This is a genomic window from Aquimarina sp. BL5, assembly GCF_003443675.1.
Taxonomy (GTDB): domain Bacteria; phylum Bacteroidota; class Bacteroidia; order Flavobacteriales; family Flavobacteriaceae; genus Aquimarina.
The window spans coordinates 2,668,486-2,693,853 of the sequence record NZ_CP031963.1 but is presented as its reverse complement, the minus strand read 5'-3'; the positions used below and the strand labels follow the sequence as shown (position 1 = coordinate 2,693,853).

The window sequence follows — 25,368 nt, the reverse complement described above, 5'->3', positions numbered from 1 at the left end:
ATATGACTATGGTTGTAAAAAGGTGAGATAGTTTTGTTTCATCAAAAAATTGTTAGTTGTATGCGCTGGATCATCCCATTAATCCTTTATGTTTTAATAGAATTATATGCTTATCAGGTGATTAGAACCATTTCTAAAAATCAATGGGTTCAAATTGTGTACTTAATTTTCTCTTTGCTTATTATAGGCTATGTGATATACGTTTTTGCGAATTATGATAGGAGTGTGGGGCCTACCAAATATTCTCTTAGAGCTAGTGGTTTGTTATTGGTGACTTTGGTTCCTAAGTTGATTTTAGTATTGTTTATGTTTGGTGAAGATATTATAAGACTTTGTGTGGCAGGTTATACCTATATGACAAACACTTTTTTTGATGGAAATGCCACCCAATATTTACCGGATCGAAGAAAATTTATTAGCCAATTGGCTTTAGGTGTGGCGGCAATTCCTTTTGCTGGATTGGTTCATGGTATTTTTAGAGGGAAGTATAATTTTAAGGTGATTAATCATGTACTTTATTTTGAAGATCTTCCTAAAGCATTTGATGGATTTCGTTTGACACAGATTTCGGATATTCATTCAGGGAGTTTTGATGAAGTAGCTAAAATTGAATATGCTGTAGATTTAATAAATGAACAGCAAAGCGATTTATTAGTGTTTACTGGAGATATAGTGAATACAATGGCAAGTGAGATGGATGATTGGATTGATATTTTTAAAGGACTTAAAACACCTTTTTATGGTAAATACTCTATTCTAGGGAATCATGATTACGGCGAATATGTGACCTGGGATACCGAGGAAGAAAAGGATGCTAATTTTGAAGCGATTAAAGAAGTACATTCTAAAATTGATTTTAGGTTATTGCTTAACGAAAATGCCTTTGTGGAAAAAGATGGAGAGCGTATTGCTATTGTTGGTGTAGAGAACTGGGGTCATAATTTCAAAAAAGCAGGAGATTTGACGAAGGCATCAGAAGGTATCTCTAAGGAAGATTTTAAGATTTTACTAAGTCATGACCCTTCTCACTGGGAGTATGAAGTAAAAAAACACGAAGATCATTATCATCTTACGCTTAGTGGACATACACATGGATTTCAGTTTGGTATTGAAATTCCTGGATTTTTAAAATGGAGTCCAGTTCAATATGTATATAAGCAATGGGCTGGAATGTATAATGAAATGGGGCGTTATTTGAATGTCAACAGAGGTTTTGGTTTTCACGCATTTCCAGGAAGAGTAGGAATTTGGCCTGAAATTACAGTGATTGAATTGAGGAAAGGCGTCAAACCAGCTTAATTCATAGAAAATGTTATATTTACAATTATATATAGGCTTTGTTCGTTACTATGGCAGAGTAAGAAGATAAAATTTTTAAAACATGTCAAAGTTTGGAGAGTTAATAGGTATTGAAGTTCCGGTTCTTCTGGATTTTTATACTGAATGGAATGAACCATCTGTATCCATGCATCCCGTGTTGCGCGATGTAGCTGCTGCTCTTGGCGATAAAGCCAAAGTGATAAAGATAGATGTGGACAAAAATGAAGAATTAGCAACAGCACTTCGTATTAAAGGTCTTCCTACCTTAATGATTTACAAAGAAGGTGAGATGGTATGGAGGCAAAGTGGAGAGCAGGATGCTAATACCCTGATAGGTCTTATGAAAGAATATGTTTAATTAGAATGTAATGAAAAAATTGGTTATATCTTGTCGAAAACGTACCCTTTCTCTGTAAAGTATTTGAGTACCTTGGGTAATGCAAATTCTAGATTTTTTGAAGCTTTAATGCTGTCGTGAAAAACAATAATACTTCCGCTTTTTGAATTATTTATTACATTTTCGAAACATTGTTCTGGGGATGTGTTTTTATCCCAATCTTTTGATAAAACATCCCATAATATAATTTGATATCCACGCTTTCTTAATGCTGTTAATTTTGATTTGCTTAATTGTCCGTATGGAGGTCTAAAAAGTTTACCTTTTATTTCTGTGTGTTCACTTATTTTTTCTTCACATTCTTGAACGTTCTCTATATATTTAGAAAATGCACTTTTTCTGGCTTTTAGATGATTCATAGTGTGATTTCCGATGCGATGTCCTTCTGCAATGATTCTGCTAAAAACCTCAGGATGTTTTTTAATGTTTTCTCCGATCGAAAAGAAAGTAGCTTTTGCTTTAAATAAGTTTAATTGATCTAACACAAATTCTGTAACTTCAGGAATAGGTCCATCATCAAAGGTGAGATATATCTTTTTCTCTTTTCTAGCATAGAAATCCCAAATATAATTTGGGAATAATAGTTTAATACTGTCTGGTGTTTTGGCTGGTATTATTTTCAAACTAGCAATAAAAAATTGAGCCTCTTTTTTTAAAGAGGCTCACTGAATTTTATGAATTTGGTATACTGTCTAAAGAATCAATAGTTTGGGCACCTTCTAAAAGTTCTTTTCCAATTGAATTATTCTCATCTAATTCCTCTATTGTCATTGGTTGGTCTCTATCATACTCTTCATCTTCAGAATAGAGTCTTGTAAATAGTCTAAGATATCTATTAAACTCTTCTGCTTTTTCTTCGATCATATCTCTATCCTGATTAATAAGTAATAAATCTACAACACTTCTATAACGTTCTACATTACTTACAATTTCACTAGCATATTGATATTGATTTTCTAAAGTAAGACTTCCAAAATAAGTGAGTTGCTCCTGATATTTTTTAGCAATTTTATTCCATAATTCACGTGCCTTTTCTTTTTCTCCTACTTCATAGTATCCACTAACGTATGGTTCTAATAATGTGTAGTATTCATAATACTCGATAGGCATTTTTTCCATTCCCAGATCAAGAATTTCTTTAGCCTTTTCCTTTTTCCCTTCTGTAATAAGTGCTTCCACTAATCTAGCGAGATTACTTCTGTAGGTTATGGCATTTTTACGAGTTTCCGGATCGTGATAAATATTAGGATCTTCACTATTTCCCCAATTCCAACTTGTTACATTTTTATACATAACATCTGTATCAATACGTCCCATATCATATGGATTACTTTTGTCTATTGGGGTTCTGATTGGAACCAATTTATACGTTACACCATCTAATTGTAGGTAATCCTTCATCCATAAATAATCATCATCTCCAAAACTACCTCCAGTAAAATATATAGGCCTCTCCCAATTATTGTTAGCAATGATGTCCAACATTAGTAAGCGATTTTTGAAAAGTAAGTCTCCTTTTAAATGTATGTCTATATAGGGTACGATTAGATCTGCATCCTTTTGTGGCACAATCCCGCTTCTAAGAACAGCTTCTTTATCTACAGGGATTCTGATATGCTTAGTAGGGAATGTATTAACTTTTTTCCCGTTTTGTAGATCACCTTTGGTTCTCGGGTCGTCTGTTTCGATCCATCGCATCCAGTTTTTAATAAGCATAGTATCATTGGTAACTGGCTTGTAATAAATAGCGTCATTACTCCCAAATCGATAGAAATTATGAGTTAACTGAGATGGGATAGGTTTTCCATCATAAGCTGCACGTTTCATCTGATCAATATACCAGTCTGTTGCAAAAAGGCTAGTATTCACAGTTCTTACATCTGTTCTATATTCTTCTATATCCTGTGCATACCACAAGGCAAATGTGTCATTATCACCAATAGTAAAAAGAATAGCGTCTTTCTGACAAGATTGTAGATACATTTTTGCCATTGCTTGAGCAGTATATCTATTAGAACGATCATGGTCATCCCAATTCTGTGCAGCTAATAATACAGGTACTGCAAGCAGGCATATTGTAGTTATTATAGGCGCCAGTAGCTTTGGTTTCAGGGAGTTTTTGAGGATATCAAATAAGGCATAGACTCCAAAACCAATCCAGATGGCGAAAACATAAAATGATCCAACCAGTGCATAATCTCGTTCTCTAGGCTCAAAAGGTCTTTCATTGAGATATATTTTTAATGCTAGACCAGTAAATAAGAAAAAGACTAATAGAATCCAGAAATTCTTTTTATCGCGTTGCATTTGGAATACAAAACCAATAAGTCCTAATAATAGTGGTAAAAAGTAGTATGTATTACGAGCTTTATTCTTTGTTACATCAGTTGGTAAATTATCCTGAGATCCTAAATGCATCTCGTCTATGAATTTGATACCACTTAACCAGTTACCTTCTAGATCAGTATATTTTCCTTGATTGTCATCCTGCCTCCCAACAAAATTCCACATAAAATATCTCCAGTACATATATCCCATTTGATACTCTACCAGATACTGTATATTTGATTTAAATGAAGGTTTCTCTACATTAAGATAATCTCCAAAGGAGCGTAAGAATTTATTATAATCATCATTATCAAGCTTTCCTACAGCATATTCTCTTCTAAACTGTGTTACCGCTTCCAATAACTCTGATTCATCTTGATATTCTGGCTTAATGGTAAACTTTATAGGACCAGTAAAATCCATATAGTTTGATATATGTTCTGTACTCCACATTCTAGGTAAAAATGCTTTTTGAGCATCATCGATATTCTGTCTGGCATTTTTCCAGTCGTTTACAATGTCGTATTTTCCTGTTTTTAGATTCTTCTCATATTTAGGTTTGTCATCTTCATATGGATTTTCCTCGTCTAGTCCAGCATATATTTCGGTAAATTGTGGTCCATAAAACAAATGGGTTTCTGGATATTGTTCCAGATTATAGTATGCTAATAATTCACGCGCATTATTAGGGTTATTTTCATTAATAACAGTTCCTGCATTTGCTCTAATAGGTAGCATTATCCAACATGAGAATCCAATGAAAATAAATAATACGCAAAGTACTGCAGAGTTAATTAAAGGATATTCTCTTTTTCGTGTTTGCTTTAAAATAAAATAGAATGCAGTTGCAATTATAAGGCCTAAAAAGATGGTTCCTGAATTGAAGGGCATCCCTAAAGCGTTAACAAATTTTACTTCAAACCATCCGAATAGCTTTAAAGTAGATGGTAATAGTAATTTAAAAATGAATAGTAATATGGCAACAACTACAATGTTAGCAACAATGAAGTTTTTTAGGGTGACCTTATAATTTTTAAAATAATAAAGTAATCCAATAGCAGGAATAGAAAGTAATCCCATGAAGTGAATTCCAAAAGAAAGTCCAGCGATAAAAGCAATTAAGATTAGCCAACGATTTCCTCTGGGTTTGTGCATGTCTCTTTCCCATAGTAATCCAAGATAGAAAAGTATCGATAATATACAAGTTGCCATCGCATACACTTCGGCCTCTACTGCATTAAACCAAAAACTATCGGTAAAAGCAAATGCAAGTGACCCTACCAGTCCACTTCCTAGTGTTGCTAACGCTTTGCCATGCGTGAATTCTTCATCTTTTATAATTAGCTTCTTTACCAGAATTGTTATAGACCAAAACATAAAAAGAATAGCAAATGCACTCGCAAAAGCTGAAGTCATATTTACTACAAACGCTATGTTAGTTGGATCTGATGCGAATATCGAAGCAAAAGCACCAATCATCTGAAATAAAGGAGCTCCAGGAGGATGTCCTACTTGTAATTTAGAAGAGGTTGCAATATACTCGCCGGCATCCCAAAAACTGGCAGTCGGTTCAACGGTTAGGTAATAGACTAATAAGGCTATCGTAAAAACTACCCATCCTAATATTTGATTCCACTTTTTAAAGTTGAATGTATTCATAAGATAACTGTTATATAAAGTGTGGCGAATTTAGTAATAAAAATACTTCTCTATTAGTTTTTTTAGCAAACGCTTAACAGAAGTTTATATTTTGATAAAGCTTGCATTTAAATTTATCCTTTGAAAACTGTTAAAAAACAACTGCAAGGTAAATTTTTAAAAAAAATGTTTGCAGACCAAAAAGAATATATTAAATTTGCACCCGCAAAGATACATTGGTCTATGGTGTAACTGGCAACACGTCTGGTTTTGGTCCAGAAGAGTCTAGGTTCGAGCCCTAGTAGACCAACATAAAAAGGAACAACTAATTTACTGTTGTTCCTTTTTTTTATATATAGATATTCTGTTCAGAAATTACACAAACTTATTAAAACATACAAAGAGCAATAGTTTAACTATTGCTCTTTGTGTTTAGCGACTTTTATAGAAGTTATATTTTAAAAGTTAGTACCGGTCTTTTAGCATGATTCACAACATCTTCACCAAGACTTCCGTTTATAAAGTGAGATAATCCTTTTCTTCCATGCGTACTAATTCCAATTAAACCAGCATCCACGGAATTGGCAAAATTTAGAATTCCTTTTTCTACATTAATGTCATTATAAATATTCAAAGTATAATTGTCAATAGGAAGATCAGCGATCATTAAATTCATTTTCTCTTCAGTTTCGTTAGTGGTTTTGAAACTATTGGCGGTGTTTATCCATAATAAATGAAGTTTTGCGTTCAATTGTTTAGCAAATCCGTGAGCTGCAATTAAAGAAGGTTTATCTTCATCATCAAAATTTGTAGCATAAACAATATCATTAACGCTAAAGATGTCGCAATCTTCTTTGATAACTAATACTGGTTTTTCGGAGGTTCGAACTACTTTCTCGGCATTCGATCCGATAAATAACTCTTCAAACCCTGTGGATCCATGCGATCCCATGATAATCATATCAATATCATTTTTTTTGCAAGAATCCATAATACCTTGAAGTACATCTTCAAAACTTACAGTTTCGATTATTTCTAGACCTTGTAAATAATCACTGGCCATAACTTCTTCGAACTTTTTATGAGTTTGCTTCATGAAAAAAATAGCCTCTGGTGCTGGAGCAGAAGCTCCGGTAGACATTAGGTCAACTAAATGAACTGGCATTTCTAAAATATGTAAAAGATAAATTTGACAGTCATTTTTTTTGGCTATTTGTGCCGCTACTTTGAGGGCGCTTTCGGCTTGAGAAGAAAAATCTGTAGGTACTAGAATTTTTTTGATCATGATTAATTGTGTTTAGGAAAAATTGCCAGTAAAAAGACAATTTTATTTCGTTTTTTGGTTAAAGGAAGCGTTATGCTATAATATGTCTTATAAGTATTACTTTAGATAAATTATAGAGGTAATCCCCTAATAGTCATTTAAAATTACTAATAAATTCATTCTTAAGTAGGTTTTGAATCTAAGATATTATTACTATCTTTGCACCGTTGAAATTAAAAAACCAGATTGAGGGGACGAAAAGTCCCCTCTTTTTATCTACTTATGTCATTAAAAGATAAAGTTCAGAGTTTATTAGAAGAAGCCCTTGAAGAAAGGTCCACGCTTTTTTTGATTGATCAAAAAATACAACCAGGTAATAGTATTGAGATCATCATTGATGGTGATGAAGGTGTGACTGTAGAAGATTGCATAGCAGTAAGCAGGGCAATTGAACATAATCTGGATCGCGAAGAAGAAGATTTTTCATTACAGGTAATGTCGGCGGGAGTTTCTGAAGGACTAACGCATCAGCGACAGTATAAGAAGAATATAGGAAGAAAATTAAAAGTTAAAACAGAGGATAGTACTACTATAGAAGGAGAATTAACTTCTGTGACAGGTGATAATATAACGTTGGTTTGGAAAACCAGAGAGCCGAAACCAGTGGGTAAAGGAAAAATAACTGTAACAAAAGAAGCTTGTGTTTCTTACAAAGAAATACAAGAAGCAAAAGTTATGATAACATTTTAATTATAAATTGATATGGAAAACATCGCATTAATAGATTCATTTTCAGAATTTAAGGATGATAAGTTAATCGATCGTGTTACGCTAATGGCGATCTTAGAAGATGTGTTTAGAAATGCATTAAAAAAGAAATTTGGTAGTGATGATAATTTCGATATCATTATAAACCCTGATAAGGGAGATTTAGAAATTTGGAGAAACCGTATTGTAGTTGCTGATGGAGAAGTAGAAGATGGGAATCAGGAAATATCTCTTTCTGAGGCTCAAAAGATAGAACCTGACTTTGAAATAGGAGAAGATGTTTCTCAGGAAGTTAAGTTAATAGATTTAGGTAGACGTTCGATTTTGGCTTTACGTCAAAATTTAATTTCTAAAATACATGAACACGATAATACTAATATTTATAAGCAATTTAAAGAATTAGAAGGAGAGATATATACTGCAGAAGTACATCATATTCGTCATAGAGCGATCATTTTGTTGGATGATGAGGGTAATGAGATAATTTTGCCAAAAGACAGACAGATACCATCTGATTTTTTCAGAAAAGGAGAAAATGTAAGAGGGGTAATTGAATCTGTGGAGTTAAAAGGTAATAAACCTGCAATTGTAATGTCCAGAACTTCTCCTTTGTTTTTAGAGAAATTATTTGAATCTGAGATTCCTGAAGTGTTTGATGGTTTAATTACTGTTAAGAAAGTAGTAAGAATACCTGGTGAAAAAGCGAAGGTTGCTGTAGATTCATATGATGATAGAATAGACCCGGTTGGAGCATGTGTTGGTATGAAAGGGTCTCGTATTCACGGGATTGTTAGGGAGCTAGGAAATGAAAATATAGATGTAATTAATTATACGAATAATTTACAATTATATATTACTAGAGCGTTAAGTCCGGCAAGAGTAACTTCTATTAAGTTAAATGAAGAAGGTGGGCGAGCGGAAGTTATGCTAAAACCCGAAGAAGTTTCTAAAGCAATTGGACGTGGTGGTCATAATATAAGATTAGCAGGTCAATTGACAGGATATGAAATTGATGTATTCAGAGAAGGTGTAGAAGAGGATGTTGAATTATCAGAGTTTTCTGATGAAATTGATTCTTGGATTATAGAAGAATTTGCTAAAATAGGATTAGATACAGCTAAGAGTATTTTAGAACAAGATATTAAAGATTTAGTGAAAAGAACAGATCTTGAGGAAGAGACTGTAGGTGAAGTTATTAGAATATTAAAATCAGAATTTGAAGATTAATAACTTCAATTAATTTATATTTGAGCATAAAATAAAAGGCATTTATGGCTGAAGCAAAAACAATGAGATTAAATAAGGTATTACGCGAATTCAATATCTCGCTAGATCGGGCTGTTGACTTTTTGAATTCAAAAGGTCATGAGATAGACTCGCGTCCTACCACAAAAATTTCTGCAGAGATCTATCAGCTGTTGTTTGATGAGTTCCAGACAGACAAGAGTAAGAAAGTGGCTTCAAAAGAGGTTGGTGAGGAAAAAAGAAAAGAAAAGGAAGCGCTTCGAGTGCAGATTGAGACCGAGCAGGAGGAAAGACGCAAGCGTGCCGAAGCCCGTGAAGTTGTAAAAGCTAAAGCCCAATTAACAGGACCTAAACAAGTAGGTAAGATTGAATTGGATAAGAAGAAGGAAGAAGTTGCTGAACAGTCCGAAGAAAAAGAAGCAATAGAAGCAACTGAAACGCCTAAGAAGGAAGAGGTAAAGGAAAAAGAAATAGAAAAGGAGCAAGTAAAAGAACCTGAAGTGATTTCTAATAGACCTGCGAAAAAAGGTATAAAAATTGCAAAAGTGGCTCCTATTGATTTAGAGCAAAAGAAGGCTTCAAAACCTGTGGAGCAAGCTTCTGCAAAAAAAGAACCTCAAGCTCCTCAAGAACCGGATGTTCAGGCAGAGCCGGTTAAAGTCGAAACACAGTATAAAAAATTAGATGGGCCTAACTTTACAGGCCAGAAAATTGATTTAACTAAATTTCAGAAACCGCCGAAAAAGAAGGAAGAAAAATCCGATAAATCTTCTGATGGAGATGCGAAAAAGCGTCGTAGAAGAATAAGTAAAGAGGGTGCTGGTAAATCTGGAGGACCTGGTAATAGAGGTGGAAACCGTGGTCCAGGTAATAGAGGTCCTGGAAATCGTGGTCCCGGAAATCGTGGTCCAGGAAAAGGAAAAAGACCGGCTGTTGTTAAAGAAGAGCCGAGCGAAGAAGAAGTACAAAAGCAGGTTAGAGAAACTCTTGAAAAACTTCAAGGGAAATCAAATAAATCTAAAGCGGCTAAATATCGTAGAGATAAGCGTGATCAGCACCGTCAAAAAGCGGAAGATGATGTAGCTCAGCAAGAACAGGAAAGTAAAGTGCTTAAGGTAACAGAGTTTGTTACTGTTTCAGAGGTAGCGACTATGATGGACGTTCCGACAACTCAGGTAATTTCGGCTTGTATGTCTCTTGGTATTATGGTTACGATGAATCAGCGTTTAGATGCTGAGACATTGTCTATTGTTGCAGATGAATTTGGTTATGAGGTAGACTTTGTTACTTCTGATATAGAAGAATCAATTGAAGAAATTGTTGATGCACCAGAGGATCTTGTGTTAAGAGCGCCTATCGTTACTGTAATGGGACACGTAGATCATGGTAAAACATCCTTACTGGATTATATTCGTGAAGAGAATGTAATCGCAGGTGAAAGTGGTGGAATTACGCAGCATATTGGTGCGTATGGTGTGCAGTTGGCAAATGGACAGAAAATAGCATTTTTAGATACACCTGGTCACGAAGCCTTTACGGCGATGCGTGCTCGTGGTGCTCAAGTAACGGATATGGCTATTATTGTGATTGCAGCGGATGATGATGTAATGCCGCAGACCAAAGAAGCAATTAGTCATGCACAAGCTGCAGGAGTTCCGATTATTTTTGCAATAAATAAAGTGGATAGACCGGAAGCTAATCCAGAAAAGATAAAAGAGAAGTTGGCTTCTATGAATTTATTGGTAGAAGATTGGGGTGGAAAAATTCAATCTCACGATATCTCTGCTAAAACTGGACAAGGAGTTAAAGAGCTTTTAGAGAAAGTATTGTTAGAAGCTGAAATCTTGGAATTGAAAGCTAATCCAGATCGATTTGCTTCAGGAACAGTAGTGGAAGCTTTCCTTGATAAAGGTAGAGGGTATGTATCTACAATTTTAGTACAAACAGGAACTTTACGTGTTGGAGATTATGTATTAGCTGGTAAGAATAGTGGTAAGGTGAAGGCGATGCAAGATGAACGAGGTAATAATGTTAAAGAAGCAGGGCCATCTACTCCAGTTTCAATTTTAGGTCTCGATGGTGCGCCGCAAGCAGGTGATAAATTTAGTGTGCTTGAAGATGAAAGAGAAGCTAAGGATATAGCATCTAAAAGAGCTCAATTACATAGAGAGCAGTCTGTAAGAACGCAACGACATATTACACTTGATGAGATTGGACGTCGTATTGCTCTCGGAGACTTTAAAGAATTAAATATTATCCTTAAAGGTGATGTGGATGGATCTGTAGAGGCTTTAACGGATTCTTTCCAAAAATTATCTACTGAAGAAATTCATGTAAATATTATACATAAAGCTGTTGGAGCTATTACGGAGAGTGATGTGTTGTTAGCTTCGGCTTCTGATGCAATCATTATTGGGTTTAATGTAAGGCCAGCTGGTAATGCTCGTCAGGTTGCAGATAAAGAAGAAATTGATATCAGAACATATTCGATTATTTATGACGCAATTAATGATCTGAAAGATGCGATGGAAGGTATGTTATCTCCAGTTATGAAAGAGGAGATTACTGGTACCGCAGAAATCAGAGAAACATTTAAGATTTCTAAAGTTGGTACGATCGCTGGTTGTATGGTACAAACTGGAAAGATAATCCGAAATGCTGGTATACGACTAATCCGCGAAGGTGTGGTTGTATATACTGGAGAGTTGTCTTCTTTAAAGAGATTTAAAGACGATGCTAAAGAAGTATCTAAAGGATATGATTGTGGATTACAAGTCAAGAATTATAATGATATTAAAATAGGGGATGTAATTGAATCTTTCCAGGAAGTAGCTGTGAAGAAAAAATTATAGAATCTTAAGTAATAGATAATAAAAATAAAGCCCGATCATATTGATCGGGCTTTATTTTTTTAAGTGTGGTGGAATAGTAGTTTATTTTTTTTCCGGCTTAAAAGGGAATGCACCTGCAAATTCTTTTTTGATGTCCTTTAAAGCTCGGTCTGTTTCTAGTTTACTTCTGTAGTTACCGATCCAAACTTTAAAATCTGGAGTTTCCCACTTGATATCAGTCTTCCATTGGGGAAAAGTTGCTTCTGCTTTTTTTAGAACCTTTTGAGCTTCATTCATATTTCCATTATATAATTGGATTTTATAATTTTCACTAAGTACTCCGTCTTTATCCATTTTCGTTTTGATGTCCAGTAGTTGTTTAATTCTAGGATCTTGATTAATGGTTACGACTGGTTCGGCAGGAGGAGTCATCTCCACTGTAGTAAAAACCGACGGATTATCAGAATTAGTAGAGTCTTGTGCGCTCAGATAAGTGATTCCTGTAAAACAAAAACCTAGTAGTAAAAGGTTGTTTTTTTTATTTAAAATTCTCATTACAAATAGATTTGATACAAAGGTAAAGTTTAATAACTCAAATTCCTTTAAAAATATTATTTAGAATTGTTATAAATTAGCACTTAACAGTTCGCTAACATTTCTAAAATCGACTTATTATAGTACTTTTGCTGTCGAATTAAATGGGAGTGGTTTTTACACGTTTTTTTACGAATAATGAAAAAACCATACCAAAATTTAGACGATAATTCTACTTAATAATATGAAACAGGTGAAATACCGAAATTCAGCCTCAAAACTCCTACTTCTAGGAACTGTCTTTTTGTTCTCTTTATTGACTCCAGTTTTTGCACAGGGAGATCCGGCATCGACTGAAGCTGTTGTTGCAGAATCTACCGCAGGTGGAGATGTAGCTAAAGGAGAAGCGTTATTTAAATCGCTATGTGCTGCTTGTCATAAGCGTTACAAAAAGATGACAGGTCCTGCGCTGTTTGGAGTTACAGAAAAACACGATAGAGAATGGTTATATTCTTGGATTAAGAATAGTGCAGCGATGATTGCTTCTGGTGATGCAGCTGCTGTTGCTATCTATGAGGAGTATAACAAAACTGCTATGAATGCATTTCCGCAGTTAACAAACGCGGATATTGATAATATTTTAGCATATGTGTCGGTTCCTTATACACCGCCAACACCACCACCTGGTTTAGAGCCAGTTGCTCAGACTGGAGGAGGGGTTTCTTCTAACCTTGCCTTAGCTGCATTGGCATTAGTGTTCTTAATGTTGGTAGTTGTATTGTTTTTGGTAAATAAGACACTTAGGAGTTTTGCAGAGGCGAATGGTGTTGAATTGCCTGAGACAGAAACTAGAACTCCAATATGGAAAGCATTTGTTCAAAACCAATTCTTAGTATTAGTGTCTGCAATATTTTTATTGTTGGCTAGTGGGTACTTTGTTTATGGTTATTTTATGCAAGTGGGTGTTGATCAAGGGTATATGCCAATTCAGCCTATCCATTATTCGCATAAGATTCACGCTGGTGATAATAAAATAGAGTGTAAGTACTGTCACTCTTCTGCTAGAGTTTCTAAGCACTCAGGGATTCCTTCTCTAAATGTGTGTATGAACTGTCATAAATCGATTAGTGAGGTTGCGGATGCTACCGCAACTGCCGATTACTCTAAAGAGTTTTATGATGGAGAGATTAAGAAACTATATAAGGCAGTAGGTTGGGATGAAAACACACAGTCTTATACAGGAGATACTGAGCCGGTTAAGTGGGTTCGTATTCATAATCTTCCTGATTTCGCATACTTTAATCACTCTCAGCACGTAAGTGTTGCAGGAATAGAGTGTCAGAAATGTCACGGACCTGTGGAAGAGATGGAGATTATGTATCAACATGCTCCTTTAACTATGGGATGGTGTATTAACTGTCATAGAGAAACTAATGTGAAGGTAGAAGGCAATGAGTATTATGAAAAGATTCATTCAGAATTGTCTAAGAAGTATGGAGTAGATAAACTCACAGCTGCTCAAATGGGTGGTTTGGAATGTGGTAAATGCCACTATTAATAAATGATTTATTCGTTTAAGCGAGAAAATAAGTAAGAAGCTAATATCAATTATATATGTCATCAAACAAGAAATACTGGAAAAGTGTTGAAGAGCTAAAGGAAAATAGCTCTATTGTTGAGACGCTACAACAAAATGAGTTCGTTCAGGATATTCCAACGGATGAGTTTTTAGGAGATAAATCATCTCTGGAAAATTCTTCGACTTCACGTCGTGATTTTCTTAAATATGTAGGTTTTAGTACAGCGGCTGCATCTTTAGCAGCTTGTGAAGGACCAGTAATTAAATCAATACCATATGTAGTACAACCAGAGAGAATTGTTCCTGGCGTTGCTAACTATTATGCAACTACAATTGCCGACGGTTTTGATTTTGCAAGTGTTTTAATTAAAACAAGAGAAGGTCGTCCGATAAAAGTAGAGAATAATAATCTAGCTACTTCTAACGGAGAAGCAAATGCTAGGGTTCATGCGTCTGTTCTGTCATTGTATGATAGTTCTCGTTTACAAGGTCCTAAAAAAGCAGGTGAAGATATTAGTTGGGAAGATCTTGATAAAGAAGTAGGTGCTAAATTAAATAGTCTTGGAGGTAAGCAAATTGTTTTGTTAACCCAGACTTTTGCTAGTCCTTCAACTTCTAAACTAATAGCAGAATTTAAAGCGAAGTATAATAACGTTTCTCACGTTGTATATGATGCTGTTTCTTCTAGTGAAGCTTTGGATGCTTATGAGATGATGTATGGTGAAAGAGCATTAGCAGATTATGATTTTTCTAAAGTAAATACTATTGTTAGTGTTGCTGCCGATTTCTTAGGGGATTGGCAAGGAGGAGGATATGATTCTGGTTATGCAGAAGGACGTGTTCCGAAAAATGGAAAAATGTCAAAGCATATTCAGTTTGAAGCAAATATGTCTCTTTCTGGAGCAAATGCAGATAAAAGAATTAAAGCTACACCTACGCAACAAAAACAGGTGTTAGCTGCATTGTATAAATATGTAACAGGTGCTGGGTCTAAAGGATCGTTAGATGCTGAATTGGATGCAGCGGTTGTGCAAGCTGCTAAACAAATTCAGAAAGCAGGCAGCAACGCTATTGTTGTATCAGGAATTCAGGATGTGGATGCACAATTATTAGTTTTAGCTATTAATAAGCATATTAATACTAAAGCTTTTAGTGAAGATACACCTCGAAAAATACGTCAAGGTAATGCTAAAGCAGTTGCTCAGTTAGTAAAAGATATGAACGCAGGACGTGTTGGAGGTCTTTTAGTAGCTGGTGTTAATCCATTGTACTCTCTTTCTAATGCGGCCGAGTTTAAAGCTGGTTTAGAAAAAGTAGATATATCGGTAGCATTTAGTATGCATAATGATGAAACTGCTTCTGAGTGTAATTATATTGCTACAACTCCACATTATTTAGAATCTTGGGGAGATGTTGAGTTAAAGAAGGGTAGCTACAGTTTAATGCAGCCTACTATTCGACCTTTATTTGAAACAAGACAGTTTCAGGAAACATTGTTAAAGTGGACTGGAAATACTGCTACATATAACGATTATATTAAAAGTGCTTGGACAGGTGTTCTTGGTGGAACTTCTTGGAATCAGGCATTACATGATGGAGTATTGGTTAAACCAGTCCTTGCTAAAGAGTCATTAGAAACTGCTATTGCTGCTCCGGAAGAAGATGCTGTAGAAGTTGAAGTACCTGTTGGTCCTAATATTGGAGCTGCGGCAAGAAGATTGGCTACAGCAAAATCAAATGGACTAGAACTTACTTTATATACGAAGACTGCATTAGGTGATGGACAACAGGCGAACAATCCTTGGTTACAAGAGATGCCTGACCCAATTACTAGAGCATCTTGGGACAACTACTTAACTGTATCAAGAGCAGATGCAGAATCTCAAGGATTAATAAATGAGAATGTTGCTAATGGTGCTTTAAACGGAAGCTATGCCACTGTTACGGTTAATGGTGTTAGTGTAACTGCACCGGTAATTATTCAGCCTGGACAAGCTCAAGGATCTGTAGGTTTAGCTTTAGGGTATGGTAAGAAAGCTGGTCTTAAAGAAGAAATGCAAGTTGGTGTAAATGCATATACATTATATCAAAACCAAAATGCTGTCCAATCCGTTACGTTAGCAAAAGCTGAAGGTACGCACGAATTTGCTTGCGTGCAATTACATAATACACTAATGGGTCGTGGTGATATCATCAAAGAAACGACTTTAGAGATATTTAATACAAAAGATAAGCACGAATGGAACGCAGTTCCAGAAGTGAGCAAGAATCATATAGAATATGAAGTGACTTCTCCAGAAGTTGATCTTTGGGATGAATTTGATCGTTCAATCGGGCATCATTTTAATCTTTCTATTGATTTAAATGCTTGTACTGGATGCGGAGCTTGTGTGATTGCTTGTCACGCGGAAAATAACGTTCCTGTTGTAGGTAAATCAGAAATTCGTAGATCACGTGATATGCACTGGTTGCGTATTGACCGTTATTATTCTTCAGAAGATAGCTTTGATGGCGATAATCAAAAGAAGAATGACATGAAAGGGCTAAGTAGTTCTTTGTCTGAGTTTGGAGAAATGGAAGTGCCTTCTGATAATCCAGAAGTTGCATTCCAACCAGTAATGTGTCAGCATTGTAATCACGCACCTTGTGAAACTGTTTGTCCTGTTGCGGCAACATCTCACGGAAGACAAGGTCAGAATCATATGGCTTATAACCGTTGTGTAGGTACTAGATATTGTGCAAATAACTGTCCTTACAAAGTACGTAGGTTTAACTGGTTCTTGTATAACGAAAATGACGAGTTTGATTACCATATGAATAACGATTTAGGTCGTATGGTATTAAATCCTGATGTTACTGTTCGTTCTAGAGGAGTTATGGAAAAATGTTCTATGTGTATTCAAATGACACAAAAGACAATTTTGGATGCTAAGAGAGATGGAAGAGCTATTAAGGATGGGGAATTCCAAACGGCTTGTTCGGCGGCTTGTTCTTCTGGAGCTATGACATTCGGTGATATAAATGATAAGGATAGTGAAGTAGCTAAATTAACAGAGGATAAACGTATGTATCACTTACTGGAGCACGTAGGTACTAAACCGAATGTGATGTATCAGACGAAAGTAAGAAATACTACAGAAGCCTAATTAACTAAATAAAGAATCAATTCAATTATAAAGGATTATGTCTCATTACGAAGCACCTATAAGAAAACCTTTAGTAACTGGCGATAAAACGTACCACGATGTAACTGTGGATGTTGCAGCACCAGTTGAAGGTAAAGCAAATAAATCTTGGTGGATTGTGTTTTCTATCGCTCTTTTTGCTTTCCTATGGGGAATAGGTTGTATAATTTACACAGTATCTACAGGTATTGGAACCTGGGGATTAAATAAAACAGTAGGATGGGCCTGGGATATTACCAACTTCGTTTGGTGGGTAGGTATAGGTCACGCTGGAACTTTAATTTCGGCGGTATTATTGTTATTCCGTCAAAAATGGAGAATGGCGATTAATAGATCTGCGGAAGCAATGACTATATTTTCAGTTATTCAGGCAGGTTTATTCCCAATAATACATATGGGACGTCCTTGGTTAGCATATTGGGTATTACCTATTCCGAATCAGTTTGGTTCTTTGTGGGTAAACTTTAACTCACCATTACTTTGGGATGTATTTGCAATTTCCACATATCTTTCAGTATCATTAGTATTTTGGTGGACTGGTTTGTTGCCTGATTTTGCAATGATCCGAGACCGTGCTATTACGCCTTTCAATAAAAAGATATACGGCATCCTTTCATTTGGATGGAGTGGTAGGGCTAAAGATTGGCAACGTTTCGAAGAGGTATCTTTGGTACTTGCAGGTTTAGCGACTCCATTAGTGCTTTCTGTACATACGATTGTATCCTTTGACTTTGCTACCTCGGTAATTCCTGGATGGCATACTACTATCTTTCCTCCGTATTTTGTGGCAGGTGCGATTTTCTCTGGATTTGCAATGGTAAATACACTTCTTATTATAATGAGAAAGGTATCTAATCTTGAAAATTACATTACGATTCAACATATAGAATTAATGAATATTGTAATTATGATTACAGGTTCTATAGTTGGTGTCGCATATATAACCGAGCTGTTTGTTGCTTGGTACTCTGGAGTAGAGTACGAACAATATGCATTCTTAAACAGAGCTACTGGACCTTACTGGTGGGCATATTGGGCGATGATGTCTTGTAATGTATTTTCGCCACAGTTTATGTGGTTTCCTAAACTAAGAAGAAGTATAATGTTCTCATTTATTATCTCTATTGTGGTAAACATAGGGATGTGGTTTGAACGATTTGTAATTATTGTGACTTCGCTTCACAGAGATTATTTACCATCTTCTTGGACAATGTTTTCACCTACATTTGTAGATATTGGGATATTTATAGGAACGATAGGATTCTTCTTTGTATTATTTTTATTGTATGCTCGTACATTCCCAGTGATAGCTCAAGCAGAGGTGAAAACAATTTTGAAATCATCAGGAGAAAAATATAAAAAACTTAGAGAAGCAGGTATAGATCATAGAGATGAGTTACCTAAGGTAAAGGCTCAAGTTATTATAGATGAAAAATCGGTAGATACTGACGCTCCATCAAAAGGTAGTGAAGCAAGTCAGGACGATATAAATAATCTATTAGGAAACTTAGGAACTTTTGATGCTGCTACTCAAACGGCTGATGATCTTAAAAAGGTTAATGGTATTGGTCCGGTAATGGAGAAAAAACTTAATGAGATAGGTATTTATACTTTTGATCAGGTAAGTAAGATGACCGAAACAGAATATAATTTATTAGATAGTATCACAGGATCTTTCCCAGGAAGAGCACAACGCGATGATTGGGCTGGACAGGCTGAAAAATTAAAAAACAACTAGAAGTATGGCATCAAAAGTTATACATGCATTATATACAGATGATGATGTCCTTATGGACGCTGTAAAGCAAGTACGTGCGGAGCATTATCATATCGAAGAGGTTTATACACCTTTTCCTGTTCACGGTCTTGATAAAGTAATGGGATTAGCTCCAACAAGGTTAGCTATCACAGCATTTATGTATGGATGTGTTGGACTTACGGTAGCAATTACTATGATGAATTACATCATGATTGAAGATTGGCCTCAAAATATAGGTGGAAAACCAAGTTTTAGCTATATCGAAAATATGCCGGCTTTTGTTCCAATTATGTTCGAACTTACAGTGTTCTTTGCAGCGCATTTAATGGTAATTACTTTTTATATGAGAAGTAAATTATGGCCATTCAAAGAAGCTGAAAATCCTGACGTAAGAACTACCGATGACCATTTCTTAATGGAAGTAGATGCTAGCCATCATGATCTAGATACCATGACAAGCTTCTTAAGTAATACAGGTGCGGTTGAGATTAAAGTAATAGATAAGCAAGAAGATAACCATTAGTAATAATGAAGAATAGTATAAATATAATAGTAGTAGCAATAATGATGATAAGTATTGTTTCTTGTAAAAAAGATACAAAGCCTAATTATCAGTATATGCCTAATATGTATGCGCCAGTAGGTTATGAAACTTATGGTCAATACGGAGTTTTTCCAGGGGGTCAGGAAGCTATGCTACCTGCAGAAGGTTCTATTCCCAGAGGTTGGATGCCTTATGACTTCGAGAATGCTCCTGAAGGTTATCAATTAGCTAAGGACTCTTTAAAGAATCAAATACGCTATACGAAAGCAAATGAGGAAGCTGGGAAAGCTTTATACGATATTTACTGCGCTATTTGTCACGGAACAAAAGGAGATGGTAAAGGTACTTTGGTTCAAAGAGAAAAGATTCTTGGTGTTCCTAGCTATGATGATATAGGTAGAGCCATTACAGAAGGTAGTATTTATCACGTAATGTATTACGGTATTAATTCAATGGGTTCTTATGCTTCTCAAACAAGTGAACACGAGCGTTGGCAGATTGTACAATATGTACAAAAACTAAAGGCGGATTTAGAAGGCAAAACGGCTCGTATTGATTCTGATATAGTAGCAGCAAAAGTAGAGGAAACTCTGCACGAAGCAACAGAAGAAAATCATGATAACGCACACTAGTGCATTAGTAAAAGTTAAGAATAACGATATTATATAAATATGTATACGCTATCAAGTAAATTAAGATTATTTTCTATCATCCTTGTGGTTATAGGTGCTTTAGGGCTTACTTATGGTTTTCTGTCAGCTCCTAAGACTATCGAAGATGTAAAAGAGATGGCAGCACACGATGCTCACGGAGGAGGACATGGAGATGTAAAAGCAACAAGTGGAGATCACGCAAATGAAAGTCATGGTACAGAAACTCACGGTAAAGAAGATGCCCATGGCGGAGATGCTCATTATGAGCATACTTTGCATCAATTACAAAATAAGCCTTGGGCAGCATTATATGTAGCAGCATTTTTCTTTTTTATGATTGCACTAGGGGTATTGGCATTTTATGCAATTCAGTTTGCTTCACAAGCAGGATGGTCTCCAGTTTTATTTAGGGTAATGGAAGCTATTACAGCATATTTAGTTCCTGGAGGAATTATACTTTTTGTGATACTTGCCTTATCAGGCTTCCATATAAATCACTTATTTGTGTGGGCGGATCCGGAAGTAGTTGCACATGATAAATTACTACAAGGAAAAGCTAGTTGGTTAAATGGTGGTTGGTTTATTTTTAGAGCGGCATTTTTCTTAAGTGGATGGATGTTATATAGGCATTTCGCTGTAAAGTATTCCAGAAAGCAGGATGAAGATACAGCGGGTAACAAGTGGTACAAAAAGAGTTTTAAAATAGCAGCTGGATTCTTAGTGTTTTTTATATACACGGAGTCTATGGCATCTTGGGATTGGATCATGAGTTTCGACCCGCACTGGTTTAGTACCTTATTTGGTTGGTATGTTTTTGCAAGTTTATTTGTTTCAGGTATTACTACAATTGCACTAATTACGATATATCTAAAATCAAAAGGATATATGGACTTCGTAAATAATAGCCATATTCATGATTTAGCTAAGTTTATGTTTGGTGTAAGTATATTTTGGACGTACTTGTGGTTCTCTCAGTTTATGTTAATCTGGTATTCTAATATTCCTGAAGAAGTAACTTATTTCATTACACGTATAGAAGATTATAAGCTGCCTTTCTTTGGGATGGTAGTAATGAATTTTGTTTTTCCATTATTGGTATTAATGAATAGTGATTATAAACGTATCAACTGGTTCGTGGTGATGGCTGGAGTCATTATCTTATGTGGACATTATGTGGATATATTTAATATGATAATGCCTGCAACGGTAGGAGAATCTTGGTTTATTGGTGTTACGGAAATTAGTGCTGTATTACTGTTTTTAGGGTTGTTCTTATTTATAGTGTTTAAAGCACTTACTAAAGCACCATTATTGGCAAAGGGTAATCCTTATATAGAAGAAAGTAAACACTTTCATTATTAAAAATTAGATCGTAAAAAAGAAGATAGATAAAAAATGACTGTATTCTTAACCATAGTAGTTATAGCGCTTATTGGAATCTCCTTATGGCAGATGTCAAAAATATTGAAGTTGTCTCAAGTTAAAAGTGTTGATAATTCTCAAGTAGCTAACGACAAGGATAATAACTTACAAGGTAAGTTAATGCTTGCTTTTGTAATATTCATGTACCTTTTAACTATATATTGCTTTGTGCAATATCATACATTTTTCCTTCCTGAATCTGCTTCAGAACACGGTGTTGAGTACGATAGATTAATGATTATATCGATGATCTTAATATTTATTGTACAATTTATTACACAAGGATTATTACATTTCTTTTCTTATAAATATAGAGGTAATAAAAATAATAAAGCATTATTTTTTGCTGACAATGATAAGTTAGAGTTTATCTGGACAATTATTCCGGTTATTGTTTTAGCTGGATTAATCATATACGGATTATTTACTTGGACTGATATTATGAATATTGATGAGGAAGAGGGAAATCCGTTGATTATTGAGTTGTATGCATATCAGTTTGATTGGAGAGCAAGATATGCAGGAGAAGATAATGAATTAGGGAAAGCAAATGTCCGTTTTATAGAAGGTGTAAATACACTTGGATTGGATGCGTCTGATTCTTACGGAATGGATGATAAGATCGTAAATGAATTGCACTTACCAGTAAATAGAAAGGTAATCTTTAAGATGCGTTCACAGGATGTATTGCATTCTGCATATATGCCATTTTTTAGAGCACAAATGAATGTAGTACCGGGAATGATCACAGAGTTTTCATATACGCCTACTTTGACTTCTGAAGAGATGAAAAATAGTGAGTTTATGGTGGAAAAAGTTGCTACAATCAATAAGATCAGAAAGGAAAAAAGTAAAAAATTAGTTGCAGCTGGTGATGAAGCTTTAGAAACTTATGAATTTGAGTACTATTTGTTATGTAATAAAATTTGTGGTGCTTCTCACTATAATATGCAAATGAAAATTGTAGTCGAATCAGAAGAAGATTATAATGCTTGGTTGAAAACGCAACAAACTTTTAAAGAGCAATTATCTGCACAAGCAAGTAACTAAGAAGAAAAAGAAAAATTAATATATTTTATTAAAATAATAACTGTATGTCAGCAATAGCACACGTAGATGGTCACGAGGAAGATCACGATCACGGACATCATCATAAAGAGACATTTATAACTAAATATATTTTTAGTCAGGATCATAAAATGATCTCCAAACAGTATTTAATTACTGGTTTGATTATGGGGATTATTGGTATTGCAATGTCTTTATTGTTTAGAATGCAATTAGCATGGCCTGACCATAAATTTACGATTTTTGAAGTATTATTAGGTAAGTTCGGACAAGACGGTGTGATGGATCCAAGTATGTACCTAGCTCTGGTAACAATACATGGTACTATTATGGTATTTTTTGTATTGACAGCTGGTTTAAGTGGTACATTTAGTAACCTCTTAATTCCATTACAGATTGGAGCTAGAGATATGGCTTCAGGTTTTTTAAATATGATTTCATATTGGTTGTTCTTCTTAAGTAGTGTAATTATGGTATTGTCTCTTTTTGCAGAGGCAGGACCTGCATCTGCTGGTTGGACAATTTATCCTCCGTTGAGTGCTTTACCGCAGGCTATTGGTGGATCCGGTACAGGAATGACATTATGGTTAGTGTCGATGGCAATTTTTATTGCATCTTCTTTATTAGGTTCATTAAATTATGTAGTGACGGTAATTAATTTACGTACCAAAGGTATGTCAATGACGCGCATGCCATTAACTATTTGGGCATTCTTTGTAACAGCTATTATCGGTATTGTATCATTCCCGGTATTGTTATCTGCAGCACTATTACTTATTATGGATAGAGGTTTCGGAACTTCATTCTATTTAAGTGATATTTATATTGCAGGAGAGGTGTTACATAATCAGGGAGGGTCACCAGTACTTTTTGAACACTTATTTTGGTTCTTAGGACACCCTGAAGTATATATTGTTTTATTACCAGCATTAGGTATAACTTCTGAAATTATTGCAACAAACGCTCGTAAACCCATATTTGGATATAGAGCGATGGTCGCTTCGATTTTAGCAATTGCGTTTTTATCTACAATTGTTTGGGGACACCATATGTTTATTTCTGGGATGAATCCATTTTTAGGTTCTGTATTTACCTTTACAACACTATTGATAGCGATACCATCGGCAGTAAAAGCATTTAATTATATAACTACACTTTGGAAAGGTAATCTCCAGCTCAATCCTGCGATGTTATTTTCTATAGGATTGGTATCTACATTTATTACAGGAGGTCTTACTGGAATTATACTTGGAGATAGTACGCTGGATATCAACGTTCACGATACATATTTCGTAGTAGCGCATTTCCACTTAGTAATGGGTATCTCTGCGTTATATGGTTTATTTGCAGGAGTATATCATTGGTTTCCTAAGATGTATGGTAAAATGATGAATAAGAATCTTGGGTATGTACATTTCTGGGTGACAGCGATAGGAGCTTACGGTGTGTTCTTTCCAATGCATTTTATTGGTATGGCCGGTTTACCAAGACGTTATTATACAAACAGTAATTTTCCATACTTTGATGATTTAGCGGATACTAATGTGTTGATTACTGTTTTCGCATTGATTACAGCTGCTGCTCAGTTAGTATTCTTATATAATTTTATACATTCTATCTTCTACGGAAAGAAAGCTGTACAAAATCCATGGAAATCAAATACGATGGAATGGACTACTCCTGTAGAGCATTTGCATGGTAATTGGCCTGGAGCGATTCCTCACGTATACAGATGGCCTTATGATTATAGTAAGACTAATGAAGATGGTGAATATGTGATTGCCGGACAGGATTATGTTTCTCAGATCACTCCGCTACAAGATGGAGAAGAAGAAATGCATCATTAGAAGCAGTTTACACTTAATAAAAATATATAAAGCCTTTTCATTTTCTTGAAAAGGCTTTTCTTTTTATGAAAAACCTTCAAATGATCTGGTTTATAATTTAAAAGATGCTACTTGGTAATTTGTTAAGTTGAATTTTAGTTTTATTTTAGGCTATAAATACAATTATAAAAATTGAACTCCTTCTCCCTAGCACATGTCTTTTGTTATATAACTGTAGTAATAGTTTTTTTTTGTGGGTTGTTTTTTGGAAACGAGGAACTGATTTTTATAAAACCTATTTCATCTCTGACATTAATTTGGATCTATTTCGAAAACAGAAGAAAAGTTAATGTTTTATATCCTTTAATTATCTTAGTAATTATTATAAATGACTTCTTTGTCTTAGGTGATTTTGATCGATTTTTTAATTATATAGGGATATTACTATCATCTTATTATTTGTTAAGTTCTTACCTTTTGATGCCTTTTATATCTTTTAGGGATATTAGATATAAAGAGATGTTTTCTCCTTCTGTATTAATTGGCTTGTTGTTGGTTATTTACCTTGCCTTTTCTATATTTAATCTCACAATAATGCCTAGCTTAGAGAGTTCTATAGCCTATGCAGTAATGATTATGGTTTCCTTGTTTTATTTCCTGGGATGTAGTTTTATAATTTACATAAGAAATCGTTATACATATTCTTATTATTTATTAATTGCGGCAAGTAGTTGTATTTTGGTAAATGCTTTAGTGCCTATCCAAGAGTTATACTACCGTAATTCCATTTTTGAAGCCATTATATATTCGGCGGATATTGTGGCTATGCTTTTCTATTTAAAATTTTTAATAAGTGCTAAGCCATTAGAAGAAAATAGTGATTCTAACTTTATTTAGTATAATAGGTTATTCTTTGTAGCAGGAGTTATTTGATTGAGGTGATAAATTAATTTCAAAATTAATGAAAACTCCTTTGGAAAATTTGATGTTAAATCAAAATAATTTTT

The 25,368-nt window shown here is 34.8% G+C and carries 18 protein-coding genes and 1 tRNA gene; 15 read left to right on the top strand and 4 right to left on the bottom strand.

The window, feature by feature from the left end; genetic code table 11:
• Positions 1-60 precede the first annotated feature (60 nt).
• The gene (locus D1818_RS11600) at positions 61-1,299 is read left to right on the top strand and encodes a metallophosphoesterase (protein WP_118459141.1); all 1,239 of its coding nucleotides are present in this window, start codon (positions 61-63) and stop codon (positions 1,297-1,299) included.
• Positions 1,300-1,381: 82 nt separating this feature from the next.
• Complete coding sequence (locus D1818_RS11595) at positions 1,382-1,678, top strand: co-chaperone YbbN (protein WP_091407947.1); 297 nt, start codon at positions 1,382-1,384, stop codon at positions 1,676-1,678.
• Between the two features lie 23 nt (positions 1,679-1,701).
• Here D1818_RS11595 and D1818_RS11590 read toward each other — a convergent pair whose 3' ends face one another.
• Positions 1,702-2,340 (bottom strand): polysaccharide deacetylase family protein, encoded by a 639-nt coding sequence (locus D1818_RS11590; RefSeq protein ID WP_118459139.1) that lies wholly within the window; start codon positions 2,338-2,340, stop codon positions 1,702-1,704.
• Positions 2,341-2,389: 49 nt separating this feature from the next.
• The gene (locus D1818_RS11585; protein ID WP_118459137.1) at positions 2,390-5,704 is read right to left on the bottom strand and encodes a DUF2723 domain-containing protein; all 3,315 of its coding nucleotides are present in this window, start codon (positions 5,702-5,704) and stop codon (positions 2,390-2,392) included.
• 216 nt (positions 5,705-5,920) lie between these two features.
• Between D1818_RS11585 and D1818_RS11580 the strand changes: the two genes are divergently transcribed.
• Positions 5,921-5,993: transfer RNA gene (locus D1818_RS11580), tRNA-Gln, on the top strand.
• A 141-nt stretch (positions 5,994-6,134) separates the two neighbouring features.
• Here D1818_RS11580 and D1818_RS11575 read toward each other — a convergent pair.
• A complete protein-coding gene (locus tag D1818_RS11575; protein WP_370449365.1) occupies positions 6,135-6,968 on the bottom strand; it encodes a universal stress protein in 834 nt (277 codons plus the stop codon).
• Between the two features lie 261 nt (positions 6,969-7,229).
• Here D1818_RS11575 and rimP point away from each other — a divergent pair, with 261 nt between their 5' ends.
• Genes rimP through infB form a run of 3 tightly spaced genes read left to right on the top strand, consistent with a single transcriptional unit; the run spans position 7,230 to position 11,812 of the window.
• Positions 7,230-7,697, top strand: a complete 468-nt coding sequence (gene rimP, locus D1818_RS11570) for a ribosome assembly cofactor RimP (protein WP_118459135.1) — start codon at positions 7,230-7,232, stop codon at positions 7,695-7,697.
• A 12-nt stretch (positions 7,698-7,709) separates the two neighbouring features.
• Positions 7,710-8,942: a transcription termination factor NusA gene (gene nusA / locus D1818_RS11565; RefSeq protein ID WP_118459133.1), complete on the top strand. Its 1,233-nt coding sequence runs from the start codon at positions 7,710-7,712 to the stop codon at positions 8,940-8,942.
• Positions 8,943-8,986: 44 nt separating this feature from the next.
• Positions 8,987-11,812 carry a translation initiation factor IF-2 gene (infB, locus tag D1818_RS11560; protein ID WP_118459131.1) on the top strand — a complete coding sequence of 942 codons (2,826 nt, stop codon included), beginning with the start codon at positions 8,987-8,989 and terminating at the stop codon, positions 11,810-11,812.
• Between the two features lie 81 nt (positions 11,813-11,893).
• Here infB and D1818_RS11555 read toward each other — a convergent pair whose 3' ends face one another.
• Positions 11,894-12,346 (bottom strand): SPOR domain-containing protein, encoded by a 453-nt coding sequence (locus D1818_RS11555; RefSeq protein ID WP_118459129.1) that lies wholly within the window; start codon positions 12,344-12,346, stop codon positions 11,894-11,896.
• A 223-nt stretch (positions 12,347-12,569) separates the two neighbouring features.
• Here D1818_RS11555 and D1818_RS11550 point away from each other — a divergent pair, with 223 nt between their 5' ends.
• The 9 genes from D1818_RS11550 (at position 12,570) to D1818_RS25305 (ending at position 25,258) form a co-directional block, all read left to right on the top strand.
• On the top strand, positions 12,570-13,883 hold the full coding sequence (locus tag D1818_RS11550; RefSeq protein WP_118459127.1) for a c-type cytochrome: 1,314 nt from the start codon (positions 12,570-12,572) through the stop codon (positions 13,881-13,883).
• Between the two features lie 56 nt (positions 13,884-13,939).
• Positions 13,940-17,050, top strand: a complete 3,111-nt coding sequence (locus tag D1818_RS11545; protein ID WP_118459125.1) for a TAT-variant-translocated molybdopterin oxidoreductase — start codon at positions 13,940-13,942, stop codon at positions 17,048-17,050.
• Positions 17,051-17,084: 34 nt separating this feature from the next.
• Positions 17,085-18,827, top strand: a complete 1,743-nt coding sequence (gene nrfD / locus D1818_RS11540) for an NrfD/PsrC family molybdoenzyme membrane anchor subunit (RefSeq protein ID WP_118459123.1) — start codon at positions 17,085-17,087, stop codon at positions 18,825-18,827.
• Between the two features lie 4 nt (positions 18,828-18,831).
• Positions 18,832-19,371 (top strand): DUF3341 domain-containing protein, encoded by a 540-nt coding sequence (locus D1818_RS11535; RefSeq protein WP_118459121.1) that lies wholly within the window; start codon positions 18,832-18,834, stop codon positions 19,369-19,371.
• 5 nt (positions 19,372-19,376) lie between these two features.
• Entirely contained in the window at positions 19,377-20,024 is a 648-nt protein-coding gene (locus D1818_RS11530) for a cytochrome c (protein ID WP_118459119.1), read from the top strand.
• A 39-nt stretch (positions 20,025-20,063) separates the two neighbouring features.
• Positions 20,064-21,407 carry a quinol:cytochrome C oxidoreductase gene (locus D1818_RS11525; protein WP_118459117.1) on the top strand — a complete coding sequence of 448 codons (1,344 nt, stop codon included), beginning with the start codon at positions 20,064-20,066 and terminating at the stop codon, positions 21,405-21,407.
• A gap of 33 nt (positions 21,408-21,440) precedes the next feature.
• Positions 21,441-22,517, top strand: a complete 1,077-nt coding sequence (locus D1818_RS11520; RefSeq protein ID WP_118459115.1) for a cytochrome c oxidase subunit II — start codon at positions 21,441-21,443, stop codon at positions 22,515-22,517.
• Between the two features lie 44 nt (positions 22,518-22,561).
• Positions 22,562-24,382 (top strand): cbb3-type cytochrome c oxidase subunit I, encoded by a 1,821-nt coding sequence (locus tag D1818_RS11515; RefSeq protein ID WP_118459113.1) that lies wholly within the window; start codon positions 22,562-22,564, stop codon positions 24,380-24,382.
• Between the two features lie 573 nt (positions 24,383-24,955).
• A complete protein-coding gene (locus D1818_RS25305; RefSeq protein ID WP_147406096.1) occupies positions 24,956-25,258 on the top strand; it encodes a hypothetical protein in 303 nt (100 codons plus the stop codon).
• The last annotated feature ends 110 nt before the right edge of the window (positions 25,259-25,368 follow it).